18 protein-coding genes are annotated in these 20,628 nt (G+C 66.8%); 4 read left to right on the forward strand and 14 right to left on the reverse strand.

Annotation, left to right across the window (positions count from 1 at the left end):
- Nucleotides 1–185: 185 nt before the first annotated feature.
- Nucleotides 186–1,247, forward strand: coding sequence for a DUF262 domain-containing protein (locus tag EG854_RS09390; protein ID WP_164461986.1), 1,062 nt, complete (start codon nucleotides 186–188; stop codon nucleotides 1,245–1,247).
- Between the two features lie 20 nt (nucleotides 1,248–1,267).
- Here the strand turns inward: EG854_RS09390 and lepA are convergent, their stop codons facing one another.
- A complete protein-coding gene (lepA, locus tag EG854_RS09395; RefSeq protein ID WP_123287855.1) occupies nucleotides 1,268–3,088 on the reverse strand; it encodes a translation elongation factor 4 in 1,821 nt (606 codons plus the stop codon).
- 223 nt (nucleotides 3,089–3,311) lie between these two features.
- On the opposite strand from lepA, the gene EG854_RS09400 reads away from it, so the two are divergent.
- The 3 genes from EG854_RS09400 to EG854_RS09410 all read left to right on the forward strand — a co-directional run bounded on the left by EG854_RS09400 (nucleotide 3,312) and on the right by EG854_RS09410 (nucleotide 8,478).
- Nucleotides 3,312–4,436, forward strand: coding sequence for an efflux RND transporter periplasmic adaptor subunit (locus tag EG854_RS09400; protein ID WP_123287856.1), 1,125 nt, complete (start codon nucleotides 3,312–3,314; stop codon nucleotides 4,434–4,436).
- 10 nt (nucleotides 4,437–4,446) lie between these two features.
- Complete coding sequence (locus tag EG854_RS09405; RefSeq protein ID WP_123287857.1) at nucleotides 4,447–7,599, forward strand: efflux RND transporter permease subunit; 3,153 nt, start codon at nucleotides 4,447–4,449, stop codon at nucleotides 7,597–7,599.
- Nucleotides 7,600–7,674: 75 nt separating this feature from the next.
- Nucleotides 7,675–8,478, forward strand: a complete 804-nt coding sequence (locus EG854_RS09410; RefSeq protein ID WP_123287858.1) for a DUF1295 domain-containing protein — start codon at nucleotides 7,675–7,677, stop codon at nucleotides 8,476–8,478.
- 91 nt (nucleotides 8,479–8,569) lie between these two features.
- Here the strand turns inward: EG854_RS09410 and EG854_RS09415 are convergent, their stop codons facing one another.
- From EG854_RS09415 to EG854_RS09475, 13 genes are all read right to left on the reverse strand, one after another.
- Complete coding sequence (locus EG854_RS09415; protein ID WP_123287859.1) at nucleotides 8,570–8,821, reverse strand: hypothetical protein; 252 nt, start codon at nucleotides 8,819–8,821, stop codon at nucleotides 8,570–8,572.
- Nucleotides 8,822–8,897: 76 nt separating this feature from the next.
- Nucleotides 8,898–9,866, reverse strand: a complete 969-nt coding sequence (gene glk / locus EG854_RS09420) for a glucokinase (RefSeq protein ID WP_123287860.1) — start codon at nucleotides 9,864–9,866, stop codon at nucleotides 8,898–8,900.
- On the reverse strand, nucleotides 9,867–11,762 hold the full coding sequence (gene edd / locus EG854_RS09425; RefSeq protein ID WP_123287861.1) for a phosphogluconate dehydratase: 1,896 nt from the start codon (nucleotides 11,760–11,762) through the stop codon (nucleotides 9,867–9,869). It lies immediately after the preceding gene.
- On the reverse strand, nucleotides 11,759–12,469 hold the full coding sequence (gene pgl / locus EG854_RS09430; RefSeq protein ID WP_123287862.1) for a 6-phosphogluconolactonase: 711 nt from the start codon (nucleotides 12,467–12,469) through the stop codon (nucleotides 11,759–11,761). Before pgl ends, edd begins: the two co-directional genes overlap by 4 nt.
- Entirely contained in the window at nucleotides 12,459–13,898 is a 1,440-nt protein-coding gene (gene zwf, locus EG854_RS09435) for a glucose-6-phosphate dehydrogenase (RefSeq protein ID WP_123287863.1), read from the reverse strand. The genes pgl and zwf overlap by 11 nt, the downstream gene beginning before the upstream one ends.
- A 50-nt stretch (nucleotides 13,899–13,948) precedes the next feature.
- Nucleotides 13,949–14,575, reverse strand: coding sequence for a bifunctional phosphoribosyl-AMP cyclohydrolase/phosphoribosyl-ATP diphosphatase HisIE (gene hisIE, locus EG854_RS09440; RefSeq protein WP_123287864.1), 627 nt, complete (start codon nucleotides 14,573–14,575; stop codon nucleotides 13,949–13,951).
- A complete protein-coding gene (gene hisF, locus EG854_RS09445) occupies nucleotides 14,572–15,339 on the reverse strand; it encodes an imidazole glycerol phosphate synthase subunit HisF (RefSeq protein ID WP_123287865.1) in 768 nt (255 codons plus the stop codon). Before hisF ends, hisIE begins: the two co-directional genes overlap by 4 nt.
- Complete coding sequence (locus tag EG854_RS09450; protein WP_123287866.1) at nucleotides 15,336–16,067, reverse strand: 1-(5-phosphoribosyl)-5-[(5-phosphoribosylamino)methylideneamino]imidazole-4-carboxamide isomerase; 732 nt, start codon at nucleotides 16,065–16,067, stop codon at nucleotides 15,336–15,338. The genes hisF and EG854_RS09450 overlap by 4 nt, the downstream gene beginning before the upstream one ends.
- The gene (gene hisH, locus EG854_RS09455; RefSeq protein WP_123287867.1) at nucleotides 16,064–16,663 is read right to left on the reverse strand and encodes an imidazole glycerol phosphate synthase subunit HisH; all 600 of its coding nucleotides are present in this window, start codon (nucleotides 16,661–16,663) and stop codon (nucleotides 16,064–16,066) included. Before hisH ends, EG854_RS09450 begins: the two co-directional genes overlap by 4 nt.
- The gene (gene hisB, locus EG854_RS09460; protein WP_183211085.1) at nucleotides 16,660–18,063 is read right to left on the reverse strand and encodes an imidazoleglycerol-phosphate dehydratase HisB; all 1,404 of its coding nucleotides are present in this window, start codon (nucleotides 18,061–18,063) and stop codon (nucleotides 16,660–16,662) included. Before hisB ends, hisH begins: the two co-directional genes overlap by 4 nt.
- Nucleotides 18,060–19,367 carry a histidinol dehydrogenase gene (gene hisD, locus EG854_RS09465; protein WP_123287868.1) on the reverse strand — a complete coding sequence of 436 codons (1,308 nt, stop codon included), beginning with the start codon at nucleotides 19,365–19,367 and terminating at the stop codon, nucleotides 18,060–18,062. Before hisD ends, hisB begins: the two co-directional genes overlap by 4 nt.
- A complete protein-coding gene (gene hisG / locus EG854_RS09470; protein ID WP_123287869.1) occupies nucleotides 19,367–20,248 on the reverse strand; it encodes an ATP phosphoribosyltransferase in 882 nt (293 codons plus the stop codon). The genes hisD and hisG overlap by 1 nt, the downstream gene beginning before the upstream one ends.
- Complete coding sequence (locus EG854_RS09475) at nucleotides 20,245–20,565, reverse strand: YerC/YecD family TrpR-related protein (RefSeq protein WP_123287870.1); 321 nt, start codon at nucleotides 20,563–20,565, stop codon at nucleotides 20,245–20,247. The genes hisG and EG854_RS09475 overlap by 4 nt, the downstream gene beginning before the upstream one ends.
- Nucleotides 20,566–20,628 lie beyond the last annotated feature (63 nt).

A 20,628-nucleotide genomic window follows, 5' to 3' on the forward strand; every position in this document is an offset into this window, starting at 1 on the left:
ATTGCGACGCGAGGAATAATATATTGAGCGTTTCGTCTGATCTGAGCAATAAGTACATTACGATTTTTTCAAAAATTAGTATCTCGGTATATGGAGACGAAGAGTACTTCATCGCAAAAATAAAGAACCCTGGAGCAGCGTGAATGTCAAAATACACAGTGCGATCCATACAGATCGTAAACATAGTGAATGACCTCAAGGATGGGAAGCTCATACTTTCCCCATACTTCCAGAGAAATCTTGTTTGGCGAGAGACTCATAAAAAGGAATTTATAGACACCATACTTTCGGGTTACCCGTTTCCGCAGGTGTTTTTTGCCAAGGGGGATATCGATGTCGATACGCTCAGGGCGCAGCAGTGCGTCGTGGATGGTCAGCAAAGGCTCAATGCTATACTCAGCTATGTAAACAATGAGCTAGAAGTTAAGGGCCGCCATTTCCGCGATCTTACAGCGAATGAGAAATCGAATTTCCTAACATACGAGGTGCCGGTTATTGATTTTGAAGCGCGTCATGATGACGAGCGGGTAAGAGAAGTTTTCAAGCGCGTCAACCGAACATTCTATGCTCTGTCGCTGATTGAGAAACTGGCCTCCGAATACGGCGCATCCGAAATGATGTTGCTGGCGCAATATATGAGTGGCGACATGAGGGTCGACTTTGCCGATGAGGAGCTAGAGCGCCCTGATCTGCGACTAAACCCGAATGTCAGCGATGATTTTATCGAGTGGGCTGGGAAAAAGCGTGACGAATACTATATATCTTTGATTGGAGAGTCGGGCGCGTTCACCTCCTATGAGATGGCACGGAAAGTGGCGCTCATGTTCACGCTAAACGTAATATCGTCAGTGTTGGACGGGTACTATGACCGGAATGACAAGGTAAAGCCAAATCTGGAGCGCTACAAGGATAGCATCGAAAACCGGGATGAAGTTTACAGTTGGATCGACGGTGCGTCTGGCCTAGTACTTGAAATTCAAGAGCTGCCGCCATTCTGGCTTCGTAAAGCCAATCTCTTCACGCTGGTGGTCGAGCTATCAAGGGCGAAGCGTGAGGGAAAGACTCTTCTTGAAAGCTGGCAGGCTGATATTAAAGCCTTCGCAGATGACGCTCCCCAGCCTTACATTCTTGCTGCGAGGGAAGGCGTTAACAACCGCAAGGAAAGGCTAATCCGCGCGGACCACGTCCGCCAACTTCTTACCGGAGAGCGAGCGATCGTCGAAGCACGAGGTGCAGACCCGGAGTAGCGCCTGCCGCGCTACGCCACTCAATCCTCATCCATCTTCAGCGCCGCGATGAAGGCTTCCTGCGGGATGTCGACCTTGCCGAACTGGCGCATGCGCTTCTTGCCGGCCTTTTGCTTCTCCAGCAGCTTCTTCTTGCGGGTGGCGTCGCCGCCGTAGCATTTCGAGGTCACGTCCTTGCGCAGGGCGCGGACGGTTTCGCGGGCAATGATCTTGCCGCCGATGGCCGCCTGGATCGGGATCTGGAACATGTGGGGCGGGATCAGCTCCTTCATCTTCTCGACCATGCCGCGGCCGCGGGTCTCGGCGCGGCCCCGGTGGACCAGCATCGAGAGGGCGTCGACCGGCTCGGCATTGACGAGGATGTTCATCTTGACCAGATCGCCGACCTTGTAGTCGGTCAGCTCGTAATCGAAGCTGGCATAGCCCTTCGAGATCGACTTCAGCCGGTCGTAGAAGTCGAACACCACTTCGTTCAGCGGCAGCTCATAGACCACCAGGGCGCGGGCGCCGACGTAGCTGAGCTCCACCTGCTGGCCGCGGCGGTCCTGACACAGCTTGATCACCCCGCCGAGGTATTCGTCGGGCGTCAGGATGGTGGCCTTGATCCACGGCTCACTGATGGTGTCGATCTGCATGACGTCGGGCAGGTCGGCCGGGTTGTGCAGGTCGATCTCGGTGCCGTCCCTGAGGCCGATCTTGTAGACCACCGAGGGGGCGGTCGCGATCAGGTCGAGGTTGAACTCGCGGCTGAGGCGCTCCTGAATGATCTCGAGGTGCAGCAGGCCGAGGAAGCCGCAGCGGAAGCCGAAGCCAAGGGCGGCACTGGATTCCATCTCATAGGTGAAGGAGGCGTCGTTCAGGCGCAGGCGGCCGATGGCGGCGCGCAGATCCTCGAAATCGGCCGCATCGATCGGGAACAGGCCGCAGAACACCACCGACTGGACTTCCTTGAAGCCCTTGAGCGGGGTGTCGGTGGGGCGCTTTTCATCCGTGATGGTGTCGCCGACGGCGGCGTGGGCGACTTCCTTGATCTGGGCGGTGATGAAGCCGACCTCGCCCGGGCCGAGGCTCTCGACCGGGGTATTCTTGGGCAGGAAGACGCCGACACGGTCGACCAGATGGGTCGAGCCGTTCTGCATGAACTTCACCCGCTGGCCGGCGCGCAGGTGGCCGTCGAAGACCCGGACCAGCAGGATCACGCCGAGGTAGGGGTCGTACCAGGCGTCGACCAGCATGGCCTTCAGCGGGGCGTTTGCGTCGCCCCTGGGGGCGGGCAGGCGGGTGACGATGGCTTCCAGCACATCCTCGATGCCGATGCCGGACTTGGCCGAGCACAGGACGGCCTCGGAGGCGTCGATGCCGATCACATCCTCGATCTGTTCGCGGACCCGCTCGGGCTCGGCGGCGGGCAGGTCGATCTTGTTGAGGACCGGCACGATCTCGTGGTTGTTGTCGATGGCCTGGTAGACGTTCGCGAGGGTCTGGGCCTCGACCCCCTGCGACGCGTCGACCACCAGGATCGAGCCCTCGCAGGCGGCGAGGCTGCGGCTGACCTCATAGGCGAAATCGACGTGGCCCGGCGTGTCCATCAGGTTCAGGACGTAGTCCAGCCCGTCCTTCGCCTTGTAGTTCAGCCGGACGGTCTGGGCCTTGATGGTGATCCCGCGCTCCTGCTCGATCTCCATATTGTCCAGGACCTGCTCGCGCATCTCCCGCGCCGTCAGCCCCCCCGTGAACTGAATCAACCGGTCGGAAAGCGTTGATTTCCCATGATCAATATGGGCGACCACAGAGAAATTGCGAATGCGGTCGATCGGGGGTGTCGGAGGGGACGTGCTCATGCTGCGGCGCGGTTAGCATGGGGCCGGGCCGACGCCAACTCACGCGGGCGCGAGAGGGCCCGTCGCAAGGGGATTAAAGTGCTGTAATGGACAAGGTCTCGTTTGAGAACGGGCCGGGAACAGGATATAGGCGGCATCCGGGTTCCGGCCTTTTCGACGCGACTCTCACGCTTCGGGATGACTGAGGATGGAACCCCGCACAGGGGATACTGACGTGAGATCAATGCTGAAGCCGGTGGCTGCTGCCTTCGCGATCCTTGGCCTGGGGGTACTGGGCGCCTGCTCGGGCCACAGTGAGGACGACAAGGCAGGCGTCGAGCCGGCGGCCGGTCAGACGGTGACCGTGGCGACCGTCCGCAGCGTCGATCTGGCGCGGACTCTGACGGTCTCGGGCACGATCTCGGCATGGGAAGAGGTGCCGGTCGGTGCCGAAACCGGCGGACTTGTGGCGACCGCCGTCTATGTCGATGAGGGCAGCTATGTCCGGCAGGGCCAGGCCATGGTGAAGCTGAACGACGACGTGCTGCGCGCCCAGCTGGCCCAGCAGGATGCCTCGGTGAAATCGGCGGAAGCCCTGGTCGCGCAGCAGGATGCGGCGCTGGATCGGGCCCGCGAGCTGCGCGAGCGCGGCTACCTCAGCCAGGCCGGGCTGGACACGGCCGAGGCCAATCAACGCACGGCCGCCGCCCAGCTGGAGGCCGCCCGCGCGGCCCGGTCAGAAACGGCGACGCGACTGGCCCAGACCACCATCCGCGCGCCCGTCGCCGGCCGGGTCATCAGCCGCAGCGTGACGCGCGGCCAGATCGTCCAGCCGGGCACAGAGTTGTTCCGGGTTGTGCGCGACGGACGTCTGGAACTTGACGCCCAGGTGCCGGAATCCGACCTGTCGCTGGTGCGATCGGGCATGACGGCCGTCATCACTGCCGACCGGGCCGACGGTCCGACCGGCGGCCGGGTGCGGATCGTGACGCCCGAGGTCGATCCCCAGACGCGTCTGGGTGTCGCGCGCATCGCCCTCAACAGCGGCAGCGATCTCAAGACCGGCATGTTCGCCCGGGCTGAGATCGCGCTGGGCCAGCTTCCGGCCCTGGTCGTGCCATCCGAAGCCGTCATCTATCGCGAGGGACAGGCCGGGGTCTACGTCGTCGGGCGCGACTCGACTGTCCGCTTTGTCCAGGTGCGGACCGGCGCGCGCGAGGGGCCGAATGTGGCCATCGAGAGCGGGCTTGAGGCCGGCCAGCGGGTGGTGGTCAAGGGCGCTGGCTTCCTGGGCGACGGTGACCGGGTGACGGTGGCGCCGGCCACCCCGGTGGCGCCGACACGCGCACCCGCCGCGTCTGCAACCTGAGACCGGCCCGATGAACTTCAACACTATATCGGCGGCGTCGATCCGGAACCCGATCCCGGTGGTGCTGCTGTTCATCATCCTGACGGTCGCCGGGGTGCTGAGCTACTTCAAACTACCGACGAACAACTTCCCGAACGTCGATCTGCCGGTTGTGGCGGTGACGGTCGTCCAGTCAGGTGCGGCACCGACCGAGCTGGAAACCCAGGTGACGCGTCTGATCGAGGATGCGGTGTCGGGCCTCGGCGAGGTCGACGACATCAGCTCGACCATCAATGACTCGGTGTCGACCACGGCCATCACCTTCCAGCTGGGTGTGGATCTGGAAAAGGCCACCAATGATGTGCGCAACGCCATTGCCGGTGTACGCCAGAATCTGCCCGCCGATGTGCAGGAGCCGATCGTCCAGCGGATCGAATTCACCCAGATCCCGATCGCCACCTATGTCGTCCGCGCGCCCGGCATGAACCCCGAGGAACTGAGCTGGTTCGTCGACAACACCGTAGCCAAGCGACTGCTGTCGCTCGAGGGCGTCAGCCAGGTCAGCCGCGACGGCGGCGTCAGCCGGGAAATCCGCATCAAGCTGGACCCGGCCCGACTGGCGGCCCAGGGCGTAACGGCCGCAGCGGTGTCGAACCAGCTGCGGGCCTCCAACATAAACCTGCCGGGCGGACGCGGCCAGATCGGCGGCGAGGAGCAGGCGATCCGCACGGTCGGCTCGGCCCAGTCGGTCGAGGACCTGCGCGAGACGCTGATCCCGGTGGGAAATCGTTCGGTGCGTCTGGGCGATCTGGGCGAGGTGGTGGACGAATGGTCCGAGCCCCGCGGCCGGGCCCGCTACAATGGGGCTGAGGTCGTCGGCTTCAGTATCAGCCGCTCCAAGGAGTCGTCCGAGCTGGACGTCTATGAGACAGCCGGGGCCGAGATCGCGGCGCTCGATGCGGAACTGGACAACGTCACAATTGAAGAGGTGACCACTACCACCTCGGAGGTGATCAACAACTTCCATGCCTCGGTCGAGGCGCTGCTGCTGGGCGCGGGTCTGGCAGTGCTGGTGGTGTTCGTCTTCCTGCGCGACTGGCGGGCAACGCTGATCGCGGCAGTGGCCATGCCCATGTCGCTGATCCCGACCTTCTGGATCATGGACCTGACGGGTCAGTCGCTGAACGTGGTGACTCTGCTGGCCCTGTCGCTGACCATCGGCATTCTGGTCGACGACGCCATCGTCGAGATCGAGAACATCGTCCGGCACATACGCGACGGCAAGGCCCCCTACCCGGCGGCGATCGAGGCGGCGGACGAAATCGGTCTGGCGGTTATCGCGACGACGGCGACCCTGCTGGCGGTCTTCGCGCCGACCGGCTTCATGCCTGGGGTAGTGGGCCAATTCTTCAAGAGCTTCGCCATCGCCACCTGCGTCAGCGTGTTCTTCTCGCTGGTGGTGGCGCGAACGCTCACGCCGCTGATGGGCGCCTATATGCTCAAGCGGGACCAGGGCAAGGAACACGGCGATCCGGCTTGGATGAAGCGCTATCTCATCATGGTCAACTGGGTGCTGAACGACTTCCGCGGCCGCGATGGCGAGCGTCGTCCGAGCTTTGGCCGTCGCGTCCTGAGGCGTTACAGGGACCACAGGATCTGGGTCATGGGCGGGGGCACGGCCTTCCTAATCGGCTCGTTCGTCCTCGCCTCCATGCTGCCGTTCGAATTCATTCCGGCCGAGGATGTGTCACGCTCCAGCATCACCATCCAGCTGCCGCCGGGATCGACGCTGGCCGAGACGGACTCGGTGGTGCAGCGGGTCAATACGGCGCTACTGGAACGGCCCGAGGTGCGGTCGGTCTATTCCTCGATCGGTTCAGCCTCGGTCAGCTTTGGTCCCGGCGGCGGCGGGTCGGCGGGCGAGGTTCGCCGGGCCAACATCACCGTCAATCTGGTCAAGCGCAGCGAGCGGTCGCTGCGCCAGCAGGCGTTCGAGCAGGAAATGGGTCCGGTGCTGCGCGCCATTCCGGGCGCCCGGGTCCAGTTCGGAGCCGACGGCCAGGGCAGCCAGGTGTCGATCCAGCTGGTGGGCGATGAAGGCGAAGCCCTGGAAGAGGCCGCTTCGGCGGTCGAGCGCCAGATGCGCGAGATTCCTGGCCTCACCAATGTCATCTCCTCGGCGGCGCTGGTGCGGCCCGAGATCCTGATCACGCCCAAGGGCGATGTGGCAGCGCTGCAGGGCGTGGCGTCGGCGGACATCAGTTCGGTGGCTCGTGTGGCGACCCTCGGCGATGCGGATCAGTTGCTGCCCAAATTCAACCTGGGTGACCGGCAGATCCCGATACGGGTGATGCTGCGCGAGGAAGCCCGCAGCGATCTGGGCATTCTGGAGAACCTGCGTGTGCCGACGGCGTCGGGCGCTTCTGTGCCCCTGACCTCGGTGGCGGATATCTCGTTCGGGGCCGGGCCCAACCAGATCGACCGTCTGGACCGCAAGCGCGTCGCCACCCTGACGGCCGAGCTGAACGGCATCACCCTGGGACAGGCGTCGGAACGGGTCGACAATCTGCCCGCCATGCAGAACCTGCCGGCGGGCGTCACCCAGGCGGTGTCGGGTGAGCTTGAGAATCTGCAGGAAACCGCAACGGGTTTCATCTTCGCCATCGTGACCGGCATTCTGCTGATGTACGTCGTGCTGGTCCTGCTGTTCCGCAGCTTCTTCCACCCGATCACCATTCTGGCGGCCCTGCCCGTGTCGTTCGGCGGGGCCTTCTTCCTGCTGCTGGTGACGGGCAAGTCGCTGTCGATGCCGGCCCTGATCGGCATCATCATGCTGACCGGGATCGCGGCAAAGAACTCCATCCTGCTGGTCGACTACGCCATCATCGCCATGAAGAACGGCATGAACCGGCGGGAGGCCATCATCGACGCCGCGCACAAGCGGGCGCGACCGATCATCATGACGACGCTGGCCATGGGTCTCGGTATGCTGCCGATCGCCTTGGCCTTCGGTGAGGGAACCGAGTTCCGCAGCCCGATGGCGGTGGCAGTGATCGGAGGGCTGATCACCTCTACGGCCCTGTCGCTGATCTTCATCCCCGCGGCTTTCAGTCTGATCGACGGGGTCAAGACGCGGCTTGAGCGGCGGCTGGAACGGACGTTCGGGGCGCAACACCGCGAGTGATGGCCGGGGCTAAGGGCATCCACTGCACCGGGTTAAGCGTATAGGGGACTGTCCCCTGCTGACGGAGCCTTGCCCATGACCCTGACCGAGATCGGCCTGCTATTGGGCGTCAATCTTCTGCTGATCACGGGCGTCATGAGCCTGCAGTGGCTGGTGGCGGTGCGGATCCGCGATGTCAGCTTTATCGATGCGGTCTGGCCGCTGGCCATGCTGTTCCTGGCGCTGGTGACCTGGCCTCGGACGGACGGCGATGCCCTGCGCTCGGGTCTGCTGGTCGGGCTGTGCGGGCTGTGGGCGGTACGGCTGGGCCTGCACCTGTTCCTGCGCTGGTGGGCCCATGGCGAGGACCGCCGCTATACCGACCTGATCGGACGCCAGACGAAAACCGGCAAGAGCTGGCCGGTCGTGGCCCTGCTTTTCGTCTTCCTGCCGCAGGGGGTGCTGGCGTGGCTGACGTCGCTTCCGGTGCAACTGGGGCAGGTGGCTGATGCGCCGGCGGTCGGCTGGTTGGGCTTGACCGGGGTGGCCCTGTTCGCGATCGGTCTGGTGTTCGAGACGGTGGGCGATGCCCAACTGGCGGCCTTTCGCCGGGACCCCTCGACCAAGGGTCAGGTGCTGGACACCGGCCTGTGGCGCTATACCCGCCATCCCAACTATTTCGGCGACGCCTGTGTGTGGTGGGGTCTCTATCTGCTTGCGGCCGAGACGGGTCCGGGTGTGGCCTCGATCCTCGGGCCCATCTTCCTGACCTTTACCCTGACCAAATGGTCCGGTATCGGCATCACCGAAAAGTCGATCCACAGCTCGCGGCCCGGCTATGCGGACTATGTGCGCCGGACCAGTGCCTTTATCCCCTGGCCGCCGAAGCGGGCCGGATAGGGCGCAGAAAAAAGGCCCCGCCGGGGGGGATGGCGGGGCCTTTCCTTCCGAAGGATGACCGGGGGCATGACCCCCCGGCAGGTCGGACCTGTTACTGTGCGGGGGGCACAGTGTTCGGCATGTTCTCGGTCGTCATACCGCCGTCAGCATTTCCGGCTTCCTGTTCGATCCGGTCCGCTTCAGCCTCCAGGGCTTCTTCCTGGGCCTCGGTGGGGGCCTGGTCGGCCTGTTCTTCCAGGGCGTCGGCCTGACGTTCGGCGGCGGCGTCCTCCGTGCTTTCGCCACAGGCGGCAACGCCCATCAAGGCAACGGCAGACAGAGAAGCAATGATCATCTTGCGCATGAGAAGTCCCTTCCTCAGTTGAGACCGGAACAACGTCGCTACCGGTCAAAGAGTTCACGCGTATGTGATGACAAAGTCAGTCGTCGCGGCAGGCGACCTTGGCAGCACCCAGCAAGGCCGCCTGTTTGTGCAGGATCACCCAGGTCGGAATGGCCTGCATATAGGGGGTGAAGCGCCCCTTCTGCTCGAACCGTTCGCGGAACGGGCTGGCCTTCAGAAAGTCCAGAATGCGCGGCGCAATACCCCCGGCGATATAGACCCCGCCGCGCGCGCCGGTGGTCAGGGCCACGTCCCCGGCGACCGAGCCCAGAATGGCGCAGAAGCGGGCCAGCGTCGCGCCGCACGGGCTGCGCGGATCGGCCAGGGCATCGCGGGTGATCTCGGCCGGATCGTCGATGGAGGTCGGACGACCGTCGATCTCGGCCAGCGCCCGGTGCAGATTGACCAGCCCCGGGCCGCAGACCAGCCGCTCGATCGACACCCGGGTGTAACGCCGCCTGAGGATACGCAGGACCTCGTCCTCGATGGTATCGGATGGGGGGAAGTCGACATGGCCGCCCTCGGACGCCAGCGCCACGGCCGAGCCCCAGCGGTCGCGGGCCAAAGCCGAGACGCCGAACCCGGTGCCCGGTCCCAGCACGGCGAGGGTCTGGTGCTGATCGCCGGTTTGCGGTCCGCCCAGATGGGATAGATCATCGCCCTCCAGCAGAGGCGCGGCCCAGGCCAGGGCCTCGAAATCGTTGATCAGCCGGATAGGGCCCACGCCCAGGCTGGCCAACTCGGCCTCGGACACGCGCCACGGCGAATTCGTCAGGTCGATGAAGCCATCGGTAACCGGCCCTGCTACGGCAATGGCGCCGCCGTCCGGGCGTTCGTTGCAGCCCTCCAGAAACGCCCGCACGCCATCCAGAAAGGTCGGATGGTCCTCGGCCGGAAAGCTTTCGTGGTGCTCGACGCGCGGCACGCCATCGACCATGCGCGACAGAGCAAAGCGGGCATTGGTGCCGCCGACATCGCCGACGAGATGCAGGGGAGCAGGGCTCATTCAGGCGTCCATGGTGCGGTCGACCACATTGGGGTCGGGGGGAGTATCGGTGCCGGGCGGTCCGGCAGGCGGCTGGGCAAACACCACGGATGCGCCTTCCTCGGCCGATCCGACCACATGGCGGAAGGCGCCGAACAGTTCACGACCGTAGCCCCAGGACGCGGTCTGCAGGCTGGCCTCCGTGCGCGGGGCACAGGGGCGCTCCGCAAAGTCGGGACAGCCGACGACGGTCAGCTCACCCCTGTCCGGGTCGAGGCGGACGATGTCGCCGTCACGCACGCGGGCGATCGGCCCACCGGCCAAGGCTTCGGGGCTGAGGTGGATGGCGGCCGGTGTCTTGCCCGACGCGCCGGACATCCGGCCGTCAGTGACGAAGGCGACCTTGAAGCCCCGGTCCTGGATCACACTCAGCGCGGGCGACAGGCTGTGCAACTCGGGCATGCCGTTCGCCTTGGGGCCCTGGAAGCGCAGGACCACGACGACGTCGCGATCGAGCTGGCCCTGTTTGAAGGCCTCCAGCGCGGCTTCCTGACTGTCGAAGACGGCGGCGGGGGCCTCGACCACCCGGTGCTCGGGCTTGACGGCCGAGACCTTGATGACCGCCCGGCCCAGAGCGCCCTGCACGAGGCGTAGTCCGCCATCCTTCTGGAAGGGGTCGGACACGGGGCGGAGGATGTCGGGGTCGAGGCTCTCGGTCACGCCGTCGCACCAGACCAGCTTACCGTTCTCGTCCAGCACGGGCTCCTGGTAATAGGCCTCCAGCCCCTCGCCCATGACGGTGGTGACGTCGGTGTGCAGATGCCCGCTCTCGGCCAGTTCGCGCACGACGAAGGCCACGCCGCCGGCGGCTTGGAAGGCGTTCACATCGGCCGAGCCGTTCGGATAGACGCGCGCCAGCAGCGGCGTGCAGCTGCTCAGCTCGTCCAGATCGGTCCAGTCGATCAGCACGCCCGCCGAGCGGGCCATGGCGACCAGATGGATGGCGTGATTGGTCGAGCCGCCGGTGGCCAGCAGGGCGATGATGGCGTTGATGATCGACTTCTCGTCGACCACCCGGCTCATGCGACCCTCGCCCGAGCGGGCCAGTTCGACGGCCCGCTTCGCCGCCGCCGCGGTCAGGGCGTCCCTGAGGCCGGTATCCGGGTGGACGAACGCGGTCGAGGGCAGGTGCAGGCCGATCACCTCCATCATCATCTGGTTGGAGTTGGCCGTGCCGTAAAAGGTGCAGGTGCCCGGCGAATGATAGCTGGCCACCTCGCTCTCCAGCAGGGTCGCGCGGTCGACCTTGTTCTGGGCATAGAGGGCACGCACGCGGGCCTTTTCGGCATTGGGAATACCGCTGGGCATGGGACCGGCGGGGGCGAACACGACGGGCAGATGGCCGAACGCCAGCGAGCCCATGAACAGGCCCGGCACGATCTTGTCGCAGACGCCGAGGCAGAGGGCGGCGTCAAAGGCATCGTGGGTCAGGGCCACCGCTGTCGACATGGCGATTACGTCGCGGCTGAACAGCGACAGCTCCATGCCCGGCCGACCCTGGGTCACGCCATCACACATGGCCGGGGTGCCGCCGGCGACCTGGGCAGTGGCATTCACCTCGCGCACGGCCTGACGGACGATGTTGGGGAAGCGCTCGAACGGCTGATGGGCCGACAGCATGTCGTTATAGGCGGTGACGATGCCCAGGTTCGGCTGGCTGCCGGTCATGGCGGTCAGCTTGTCCTTGACCGGCGCTCCGGCAAAGGCGTGGGCCCAGTTGGCGCAGCTCAGCTTGGCGCGGCCGGGCCGGTTGGTCGCGGCATCGTCCATCCGCCGCAGATAGTCGGTGCGGGTGTCCCGGCTGCGGGCGATGATGCGGTCGGTGACCGCGCGCAGGGTGGGGTGGAGGTCGGTCATGCGGACTGCTCCGTCCAGAGGACTTGCAGGTGGGGGATGTGGGCGGCCAGTGCAGCGACGGGGACGATAGCGGGATCGGCCATGATGCGATCCTCGAACACCTTGCGCTTGGCCGACCCGGTCAGGGCCATGACCACGGTGCCGCAACCCATCAGCCAGGGCAGGTTCATCGACAGGCGCTCGCGGCTGGGCGCCAGACCGTCGCGGCCGGGCGGCACGCCGAGGACGGCGGGCGTCAGCGTCGGGATCAGCAGGGTCTTCAGCGTCGGGCTTTCGGGGAACATCGACAGGATGTGCCCGTCCTCGCCCATGCCCAGCAGGGCCGCGTCCAGCCGGTCAGTCCGGCTTGACAGGGCGTGAGTGGCGACCGCGGCGGCCCGATCGACGGTCACGGCCGGGCTGTAAAGCGGGATGAAGTCGGCCTGTCCGGGGCCGACCGGCAGGCTGGTCTTCAGCAGGGTGGCGTTCGACTCGGGCGAGTTCTCCGGCACATGGCGCTCATCGACCAGCGTCACAGTCACCCGGCTCCAGTCCAGATCGGCCTCGCGCATCGCCGCATAAACAGGACCGGGAGTCGATCCGCCCGAGCCCGCGAAGAAGGCGCGCGGGCGTTCGCTCAAGGCCCCGGCCAGGGCGTCAGTCATGCGCGCGGCGCAGGCGGCGGCCCAGTCGGCGCGATGGGCAAAGGTTTCGATCTCAACGCTCATGACTGCTCCAGCGACGGCCCGTGCGGGACAGCAGCAGGTCGGCGGCCTCGGGGCCCCAGCTGCCGCCTTCATAGGGCTCGACCTTCATCGCCGCGCCGTCCCAGGCATCGGAAACCTCGTCGACCCACTTCCAGGCCTCTTCCGCCTCGTCCCGTCGCACGAACAGGGTGGAGTCCCCGGCCATGGCGTCCAGCAGCAGCCGCTCATAGGCGATGCGGCGGCGCGGCGGGCTGGCCTTGCGGTCATTGTGCCCCCACGACAGGCTCATGGTGATGGGCTGAAGCTGCATGCGCTGATCGAGGCCGGGCTGCTTGTTCATCACCTCAAGGGAAATGTCCTCGTCCGGCTGCAGTTCAATGATCATCCGGTTCGGCTGGATCGCGCCGCGATAGCTGGATCCGTCACGACCGAAGATCGAATGGGGCACCGGCTTGAACTGGATCACGATCTCGGTGCGCTTCTCGGCCATGCATTTGCCGGTGCGCATGAAGAAGGGCACGCCCGCCCAGCGCCAGTTGTCGATGTCGGCGCGGATGGCGACAAAGGTCTCGGTGTCGGTCGGGGCGCCTCGCTCGCTGACGTAATCCGTGTACTGCCCCCGAGTGGTGACGCGACCGGCCTCCTCGACCGTGATCGGCCGAAGCGAGCGCAGCACCTTGACCTTCTCGTTGCGCACCGAGTCCGCGTCGATGTTGGACGGCGGCTCCATGGCGACCAGACACAGCAGCTGCAGCATGTGGTTCTGCAGCATGTCACGCAGGGCGCCGTACTCGTCATAGTAGGGCCAGCGGTCTCCAACGGCGACGGTCTCGGCCACGGTGATCTGCACATGGTCGATGGTCAGATTGTTCCACAGCGGCTCGAAGATGGTGTTGCCGAACCGCAGGGCGATCAGGTTCTGGACCGTCTCCTTGCCCAGATAGTGGTCGATGCGGAACACCTGCCGCTCGTCGAACACGGCCGAGACGGCGTCGTCGATCTCGCGGAAGCTCTCCAGATCGCGACCGACCGGCTTTTCCAGCACGATCCGGGTGTCCGGACCGGCCAGCCCTGCGGCGTGCATGGCCGGGACGATCCGGCCATAGAGCGACGGCGACACGGCCATGAAAGCTGTTACAGAGCCGTCCCCGGTTTTCGCCTTCAGCGCCTTCAGCTCATCCGCACTGGTGGCGTCCAGTGCCACATAGTCCAGCCGGGCAGCCAGGCGGGTCCAGGTCTCGTCGGACCAGACGTCGTCAGACTTGGCGCGGGGCTCGACCGAGGCCCGCACCCGCTCGATGTAGGCGTCGCGCGTCTCGTCCGACCGGGCGGCGGCGATGATCTTCAGTTCGGGATCCAGCAGACCATCGTGGTCGAGAAAATACAGCGACGGCAGCAGCATGCGCAGCGCCAGGTCTCCACCTCCGCCGAACAGTATCAGGGCCGACATTCGCCTCTCCGTCTCTTCGTCCGGGCGCACCGGCCGAAAGGGGCGCGCCGTCAGACAGGGTTCTTGGCCGCTTCGGCCCGCCGGGCCAACACGTCGAGCACGTCCTGAAACACCATGTGACGCGTCTTGAGCAGAACGAACAGGTGATAGATGAGGTCCGCCGCCTCATTCGCAAGCTCTTCGGTGTCGCCTGCGGCCCCGGCCAATGCCACTTCCACGCCCTCCTCGCCGACCTTTTGCGCGGCGCGTTTGGGACCCTCGGCCATCAGCCGGGCGGTCCAGCTGGTGGCTGGATCGGCATCCGCGCGTTCGGCGATAGTCGCCTCCAGCCGGGCGAGGCGGCCGAGGCCGGGCGCATCCTCTTCGCCGAAACAGCTGATCCTGTTCAGATGACAGGCATTGCCGACCGGCCGGACCTTGAGCACCAGGGCATCGCCGTCGCAGTCCGGCGTGAGCGAGACGACGTGCAGCCGGTCGCCCGAGGTCTCGCCCTTGCGCCAGCGCCCGCCGCGCGAGCGGGAAAAGAAGGTCGCCTCGCCGCTCGCTTGGGTCTCCTCAAGGGCGGCGCGGTCCATATAGGCGAGTGTGAGCACCTGAAGCGTCGCGGCGTCCTGCACCACCACGGGGATCAGGCCGCCGCCCTTGTCGAAGTCCAGCGTGTCGGGATTGAGGGTCACAGCCTGATCTCCTGTCCGGCGTCGGCGAGATAGCGTTTGAGGTCGGGGATGGCGATGGCGCCGGTGTGGAACACGCTGGCGGCCAGCGCGCCCGAAACATCGGCCTGTTCGAAGACCTCACGGAAATGGTCCGGCGTGCCCGCGCCGCCCGAGGCGACCAGCGGAATGGTCAGCCGGTCGCGCGCCGCCTTCAGCTGGGCGATGTCATAGCCCTTGCGGACGCCGTCCTGGTCCATGACGTTCAGCACAATCTCGCCCGCGCCCAGGGCCTCGGCCTCAAGGATCCAATCCAGGGTGCGGCGGCCCGTGCGCTTCGTGGCCGAGGGGTCACCGGTGAACTGGTGCACCTGCCATTCGCCGTCGATGAGGCGACTGTCGACACCGACCACCACACACTGGCGGCCCAGCCGCTCGGCCATCTCGCTGATCAGCTCCGGCCGGGCCAGCGCCCGCGAGTTGACCGAGACCTTGTCGGCTCCGTGGTCGAGGCAGTGCGCGGCCTGCTCGACCGTGGCGATGCCCCCGGCGACGCAGAAGGGAATGTCCAGATCCCGCGCGATATCGGCGATCCAGCCATAGTCCAGGGTTCGCCCCTCGGGACTGGCCGTGATGTCGTAGAACACCAGCTCATCGGCGCCCTGATCGCGATAGCGCAGCGCCAGGTCGACCGCGTCGCCCATGTCGACATGGCCCTCGAACCGCACGCCCTTGACCACCCGCCCGTCCTTGACGTCCAGACAGGGGATGATGCGCCGCGCGGTCATCGCACCGCCTCGAGCGCCCGCTCGACGGTGAAGCGGCCCTCATAAAGCGCGCGCCCGATGATGGCGCCGTCGCAGCCCGCATCGCGCGCTGCTGTCAGGTCGGAAGTTTGCGCCACCCCGCCCGAGGCCTGCACCTTCAGGTCCGGCCGCCGCCGGACGATCTCGGCCAGCAGGTCGATATTGGGGCCGGTCAAGGCGCCGTCGCGGCCGATGTCGGTGACCAGCAGGTGACGGAACACGCCCTCGGGATAGAGGTCGAGCACGGCCCACAGGTCCAGCGGCGCGGCCTCGGTCCAGCCCTTCAAGGCCGGCACGATGCCGTCGTCGGTGACGCGCACGTCCAGCGCCAGCGTCAGGGCCTCGGGGCCCAGATCCTCCAGCCAGCCGCGCACTGTCTCGGGCGCGGTCACGGCCAGCGACCCAACCACCACCCGGGCGACCCCGGCGTCACGCAGGCGGCTCACGTCATCTCGCGTCCGCACGCCGCCGCCCGACTGGATGCGGACGCGCCCCGTCCCCGCCAGTCGCGACAGGGTGTCGTGCTGGACCGCGCGTCCGGCCTCGGCCCCGTCCAGATCGACGATGTGGACCCAGTCGGCCCCGGCATCAGCAAAGGCGCTCAGCCTTGCGACCGGATCGTCGTCATAGCGGGTCACCTGATCGAAACGCCCGTGCATCAGCCGCACGCAGACGCCGTCCTTTAGGTCGATGGCGGGATAGAGGATCATGCGTCGATCGCCAGAAAGTTCGAAAGGATACGCGCGCCGGTCGTCGACGAGCGCTCGGGGTGAAACTGGCAGCCCCAGCGGTTGCCCTGCCGGACCATGGCGGGGAAGGGGGTGCCGTGACGGGCGCGGGCGAGCGTCGCCGGCCCGTCCGGACAGGCAAAGCCGTGTACGAAATACACATAGGCCCCGTCCTCGATACCCTCGGTCAGGGGATCGTCGGCCAGATCGGACAGCGCCGACCAACCCATGTGCGGCACCGTCAGCCCCGGCCCGGGCGTGAGCGCGCTCACCTGTCCGGGGATCAGGCCCAGCATGGCAGCGTCGCCCTCGGCGCTGGTTTCGAACAGCAGCTGCTGGCCCAGACACAGGCCGATCAGCGGGCGAGAAAAGGCCCGGATCGGATCGCTCAGCCCCAGCGCGTCCAGCCGCCCCATGGCCCAGGCGGCCGCGCCCACGCCGGGCAGGACCAGCCGCTCGGCCGCGTCGATGCCCGCAGCATCCGACACCCGGCGCACCCGTGCCCCCAGCCGCTCGAAAGCGAACTGCACCGAGGCCAGATTGCCCGCGCCATAGTCGAGAATGGCGATCCCGGTCACAGCACACCCTTGGTCGAGGGCACGGCGTCGCCCTCGATGCGGATGGCCTGACGGAGCGCGCGGCCAAAGGCCTTGTAGACGGCCTCGGTCTTGTGGTGGTCGTCGTCGCCGGTCACCGACACATGGATGGCGGCGCCGAGGTGCTCGGCCAGCGAGCGGAACACATGGGCCGTCAGGTCTGTGCGGTAGTCGCCGATGAAGGGGGTCGCGAACGTCCCCTCGAACACCGGATAGGGCCGGCCTGACAGGTCGATCGAGACCGTGGCATTGGCCTCGTCCATCGGCAGGACAAAGCCATAGCGGGCGATGCCGCGCCGCTCGCCCAGCGCCTGCTTCAGCGCCTGACCGAGCGCGATGGCCGAGTCCTCAATGGTGTGGTGCGGGTCGGTGTGCAGGTCGCCCTCGCAGGCCAGCCGCAGGGAAAAGCCGCCGTGGGCCGCGACCTGCTCCAGCATGTGATCGAAGAAACCGACGCCGGTCGTGATCGACACCGGGCCGGTCGCGTCCAGATCGACGGCGCAGACGATACGCGTCTCCTTCGTGTCGCGGACCGCCTCGCCGGTGCGGTTGGCACGGGTAGCGCCGGTGACGCCAAAGGCCGACAGGGTGCGGTCGTTGAGCTCGGCCCTGGCGAAGACCGGCAGGCGCAGGCCGTCGCCGGTCTGGAAAGGCACGCCCAGCGCGGTCAGGCGCGCCATGGCCGCATCCAGACCCTCGCCGTGCAGCCGCACAGCCGGACCGGGCTCGGCGGTGGTGTTCGCGCCAAGGATTTCGACCATGCGTGTCCGCTCGGCACAGACCGCCGCGATGCGGGCCTCGGTCTCGATCATGCGGGACGGGTCGAGCGCCTGCAGCGCCAGTCGAACGGAGGGCTCGGGCAGGGCGTGGGGCTCCAGCACGGCACGCAGCCGCGCCAGCACTTCGGGTCGGGCGATCAGGGCCCCGACGCGGGCCCCCGCGAGGCCATAGGCCAGCGACAGACTGCGCACGACGATCAGATTGGGCGTACCGGCGACGCGCGCGGCGACCGAGTGGCTGGCCTCAAACTCGATGGCGGCCTCGTCCATGACCAGCAGGTCGCAGGACGCGGCGTCGCCGCCGCTCGTGCCCCGCCCGGCGATCCGGATCACCCCCGAGGGCTCGACCGCAGTCGGGTAGATTGCGGCCAGCGTCGTGAACAGTTCGCTCCCGGGCGCCTGCACACCGAGGTTCTCACGCGCAGCGAGACGGAAGATCAGCTCGAACGCGTGGGTCGCGCCCCGCACGGGCAGGACCTGATCGACGGGCACGCCGTAGACCTCCGCCATGCGGGCGGCGAGCGCAGCGGTACCGGTCGGATAGCGGTCGAGGCCTTCACCACCCGAGACCAGCGGGGCGAAGGGCGCGGGCAGCGCGGTCATGACGAACACCTCAGATCGGCCGCGCGGGCGTGGGCCTCCAGACCCTCCAGCCGGGCGAGGCGCGCCGCGACGGGGGCGAGGGCGGCGGCGCCCTTCTCAGAGACAGACTGCACCGACATGGAGGTCATGAAGCTGGCGGTGGTGATGCCGCCCAGTGTGCGCGCCCCGCCGTCGGTCGGCAGGACGTGGCTGGGTCCGGCGGCATAGTCCCCCAGCGTCTCCGCCGCATACGTCCCGACGAAGATGGCGCCGGCGGCATTGATGCGGTCCACCAGTTGCTCGGCATCGAGTGTCTGCAGCGCCAGGTGCTCGGGGCCATACAGATTGGCGACGGCGCAGGCCTCGGCCAGATCGGCGACGCGGATGGCACGCCCCTCGGCCAGCGAACGGCGAGCGATGTCGGAGCGCGGCAGGGTCTGAAGCAGGCGTTCGACCTCTGCAAGGATGGCGGCGATCGCGCCCCGGCTGTTGGACACCAGCAGCACCTGGGCATCGGCATCGTGCTCGGCCTGGCTGAGCAGGTCGGCGGCGGCGATCTCGGGATCGGCGCTGGAATCGGCAATGACCATCAGTTCGGACGGTCCCGCCGGCATGTCGACGGCGGGCCCGCCCGGCAGGGCGTTCGCCTGCTTCTTGGCCTCGGCGACCCAGGCATTTCCCGGGCCGAACAGCTTGTCGACCGGTTCGATGCGGCCGTCCTCGAGGTCCGCACCGAAGGTCAGGGCGGCAATGGCCTGCGCCCCGCCGATCAGCCACAGGGCGTCCAGCCCGGCCTCATCGGCGGCCACGATCATGGCGGGGTGCACACCGCCGTCCTTCGCAGGAGGAGTCACGGCCACGCGCCGCGCAACACCGGCGACGCCCGCCGGAATGGCCTGCATCAGCAGGGACGAGAACAGGGGCGCACTGCCCCCTGGGACATAGAGGCCCGCCGAGGCAATCGGACGCCACACCAGCCTTGATCGCACGCCGGGCGTCGTCTCGACCCAGGCCGTGTCGTCCGGCCGGGTCGCCTGATGAAAGACGCGCACATTCTCGGCGGCGATGCGCAGGGCGCGGGTGTCGGCGGGCGGCAGGGCGGCGCGGGCCTCACGCACGGCATCCGGCGTAATGGCAATCCGCCGGGGCGCGGCGCCGTCCAGCTTCACGCTCCAGTCGGTGACGGCCGCGCCGCCCCAGCTGCGCACGTCGTCAAAGATCTCGCGCACGACATCGCTGACGCGCGCCTCGGTGCGCTGCGCCGGGCGGGCCAGCGCCTCGCGTTGCTCCTCGGGGGAGAGGGTGGTCCAGTCGATCTGGCGCATCACATCATCTTCTCGATGGGCAGGACCAGGATGGACGAGGCGCCCTCGGCCTTCAGCCGCTCCAGCGTTTCCCAGAAAACCGCCTCCTGACAGACGGCGTGCACGGCCACCGCATCGTCGCGCCCCGACAGCGGCATGACCGTCGGCGACTCCGACCCCGGCAACAGGGCTGTGATCCGGTCCAGCGCGGCACGCGGCGCGTTCAGCATCACGTATTTGGCGTCCTGGGAGGCAACCACGCCGCCGATGCGGGTGATCAGGTTTTCGAGCAGGGACTCCAGCGCCTCTTCCACCGGCTGGGGCGAGCGGATCAGCACCGCCTGGCTCTCGAACACCGTGTCCAGCGGCACCAGACCATTGGCCTCCAGCGTCGCCCCGGTCGAGACCAGATCACAGATGGCCGAGGCCAGCTTCAGCCGGGGTGCGACCTCGACCGCGCCGCGCATGGTGATCACCCCGGCCTCGACGCCGTTCTCGGCCAGCCAGCGGCCCAGAATGCGCGGATAGCTGGTCGCCAGCCGGAGACCGTTCAGCGAGGCGGGGCCGTCCCACGGCAGACTTTCAGGCGCGGCGATCTTGAGCGTGCAGCGGCCAAAGCCCAGCGGCATGACCACCTCGGCCAGCGGACCACCGTTGCGGGCCTCCTCCAGCACATTCTCGCCGACAATGCCGAGGTCGCAGACGCCGTCGGCGACAAAGGTCGGGATGTCGTCATCGCGCACCCGGAGCAGGTCCACCGGCGCATTCTCGACCTTGTAGAGCAGGTCATTGTTGCCCTTGATGACCCGGAGGCCCGCATTGCGGATCAGGTCGAGGCTGCGCTCGGCCAGACGGCCGGATTTCTGAACGGCGATACGAAGTCGCCCCTGAACCTTGCTCACGCGGATACTCCGGACTGTCGGTCAAGCACCAGGCGATAGCCCTGATGCGGCATTTCCTTGAGGAAGCGGGCGACGCGCACGACGGTGGTCGGGCTGGCCTGCGCCTCGGCGGCGATCTCGCGGTACGACTTGCCCCCCGCGTCCAGCAGGCGCGCCACTTGCCAGCGTTCGGCAAAGGCGCGCACCTCGGCGGGCGTGCACAGATCGGCGAGGAAGGCGTCGACCTCCTCGCGCGTCTTCAGGGACAGCAGGGCGTCGTACAGATCCAGCCGGCTGCGGGCCGCGACGGCGGCATTGGGGGGGAGGGCGTCGGTCATGGCGCGTTCCACTATGCTGTAACAGTGGAACGGTCAAGCGCGATCGCCCTGCCTATGGTGCGA

The organism is Brevundimonas halotolerans (assembly GCF_003730275.1).
GTDB lineage: Bacteria > Pseudomonadota > Alphaproteobacteria > Caulobacterales > Caulobacteraceae > Brevundimonas > Brevundimonas halotolerans.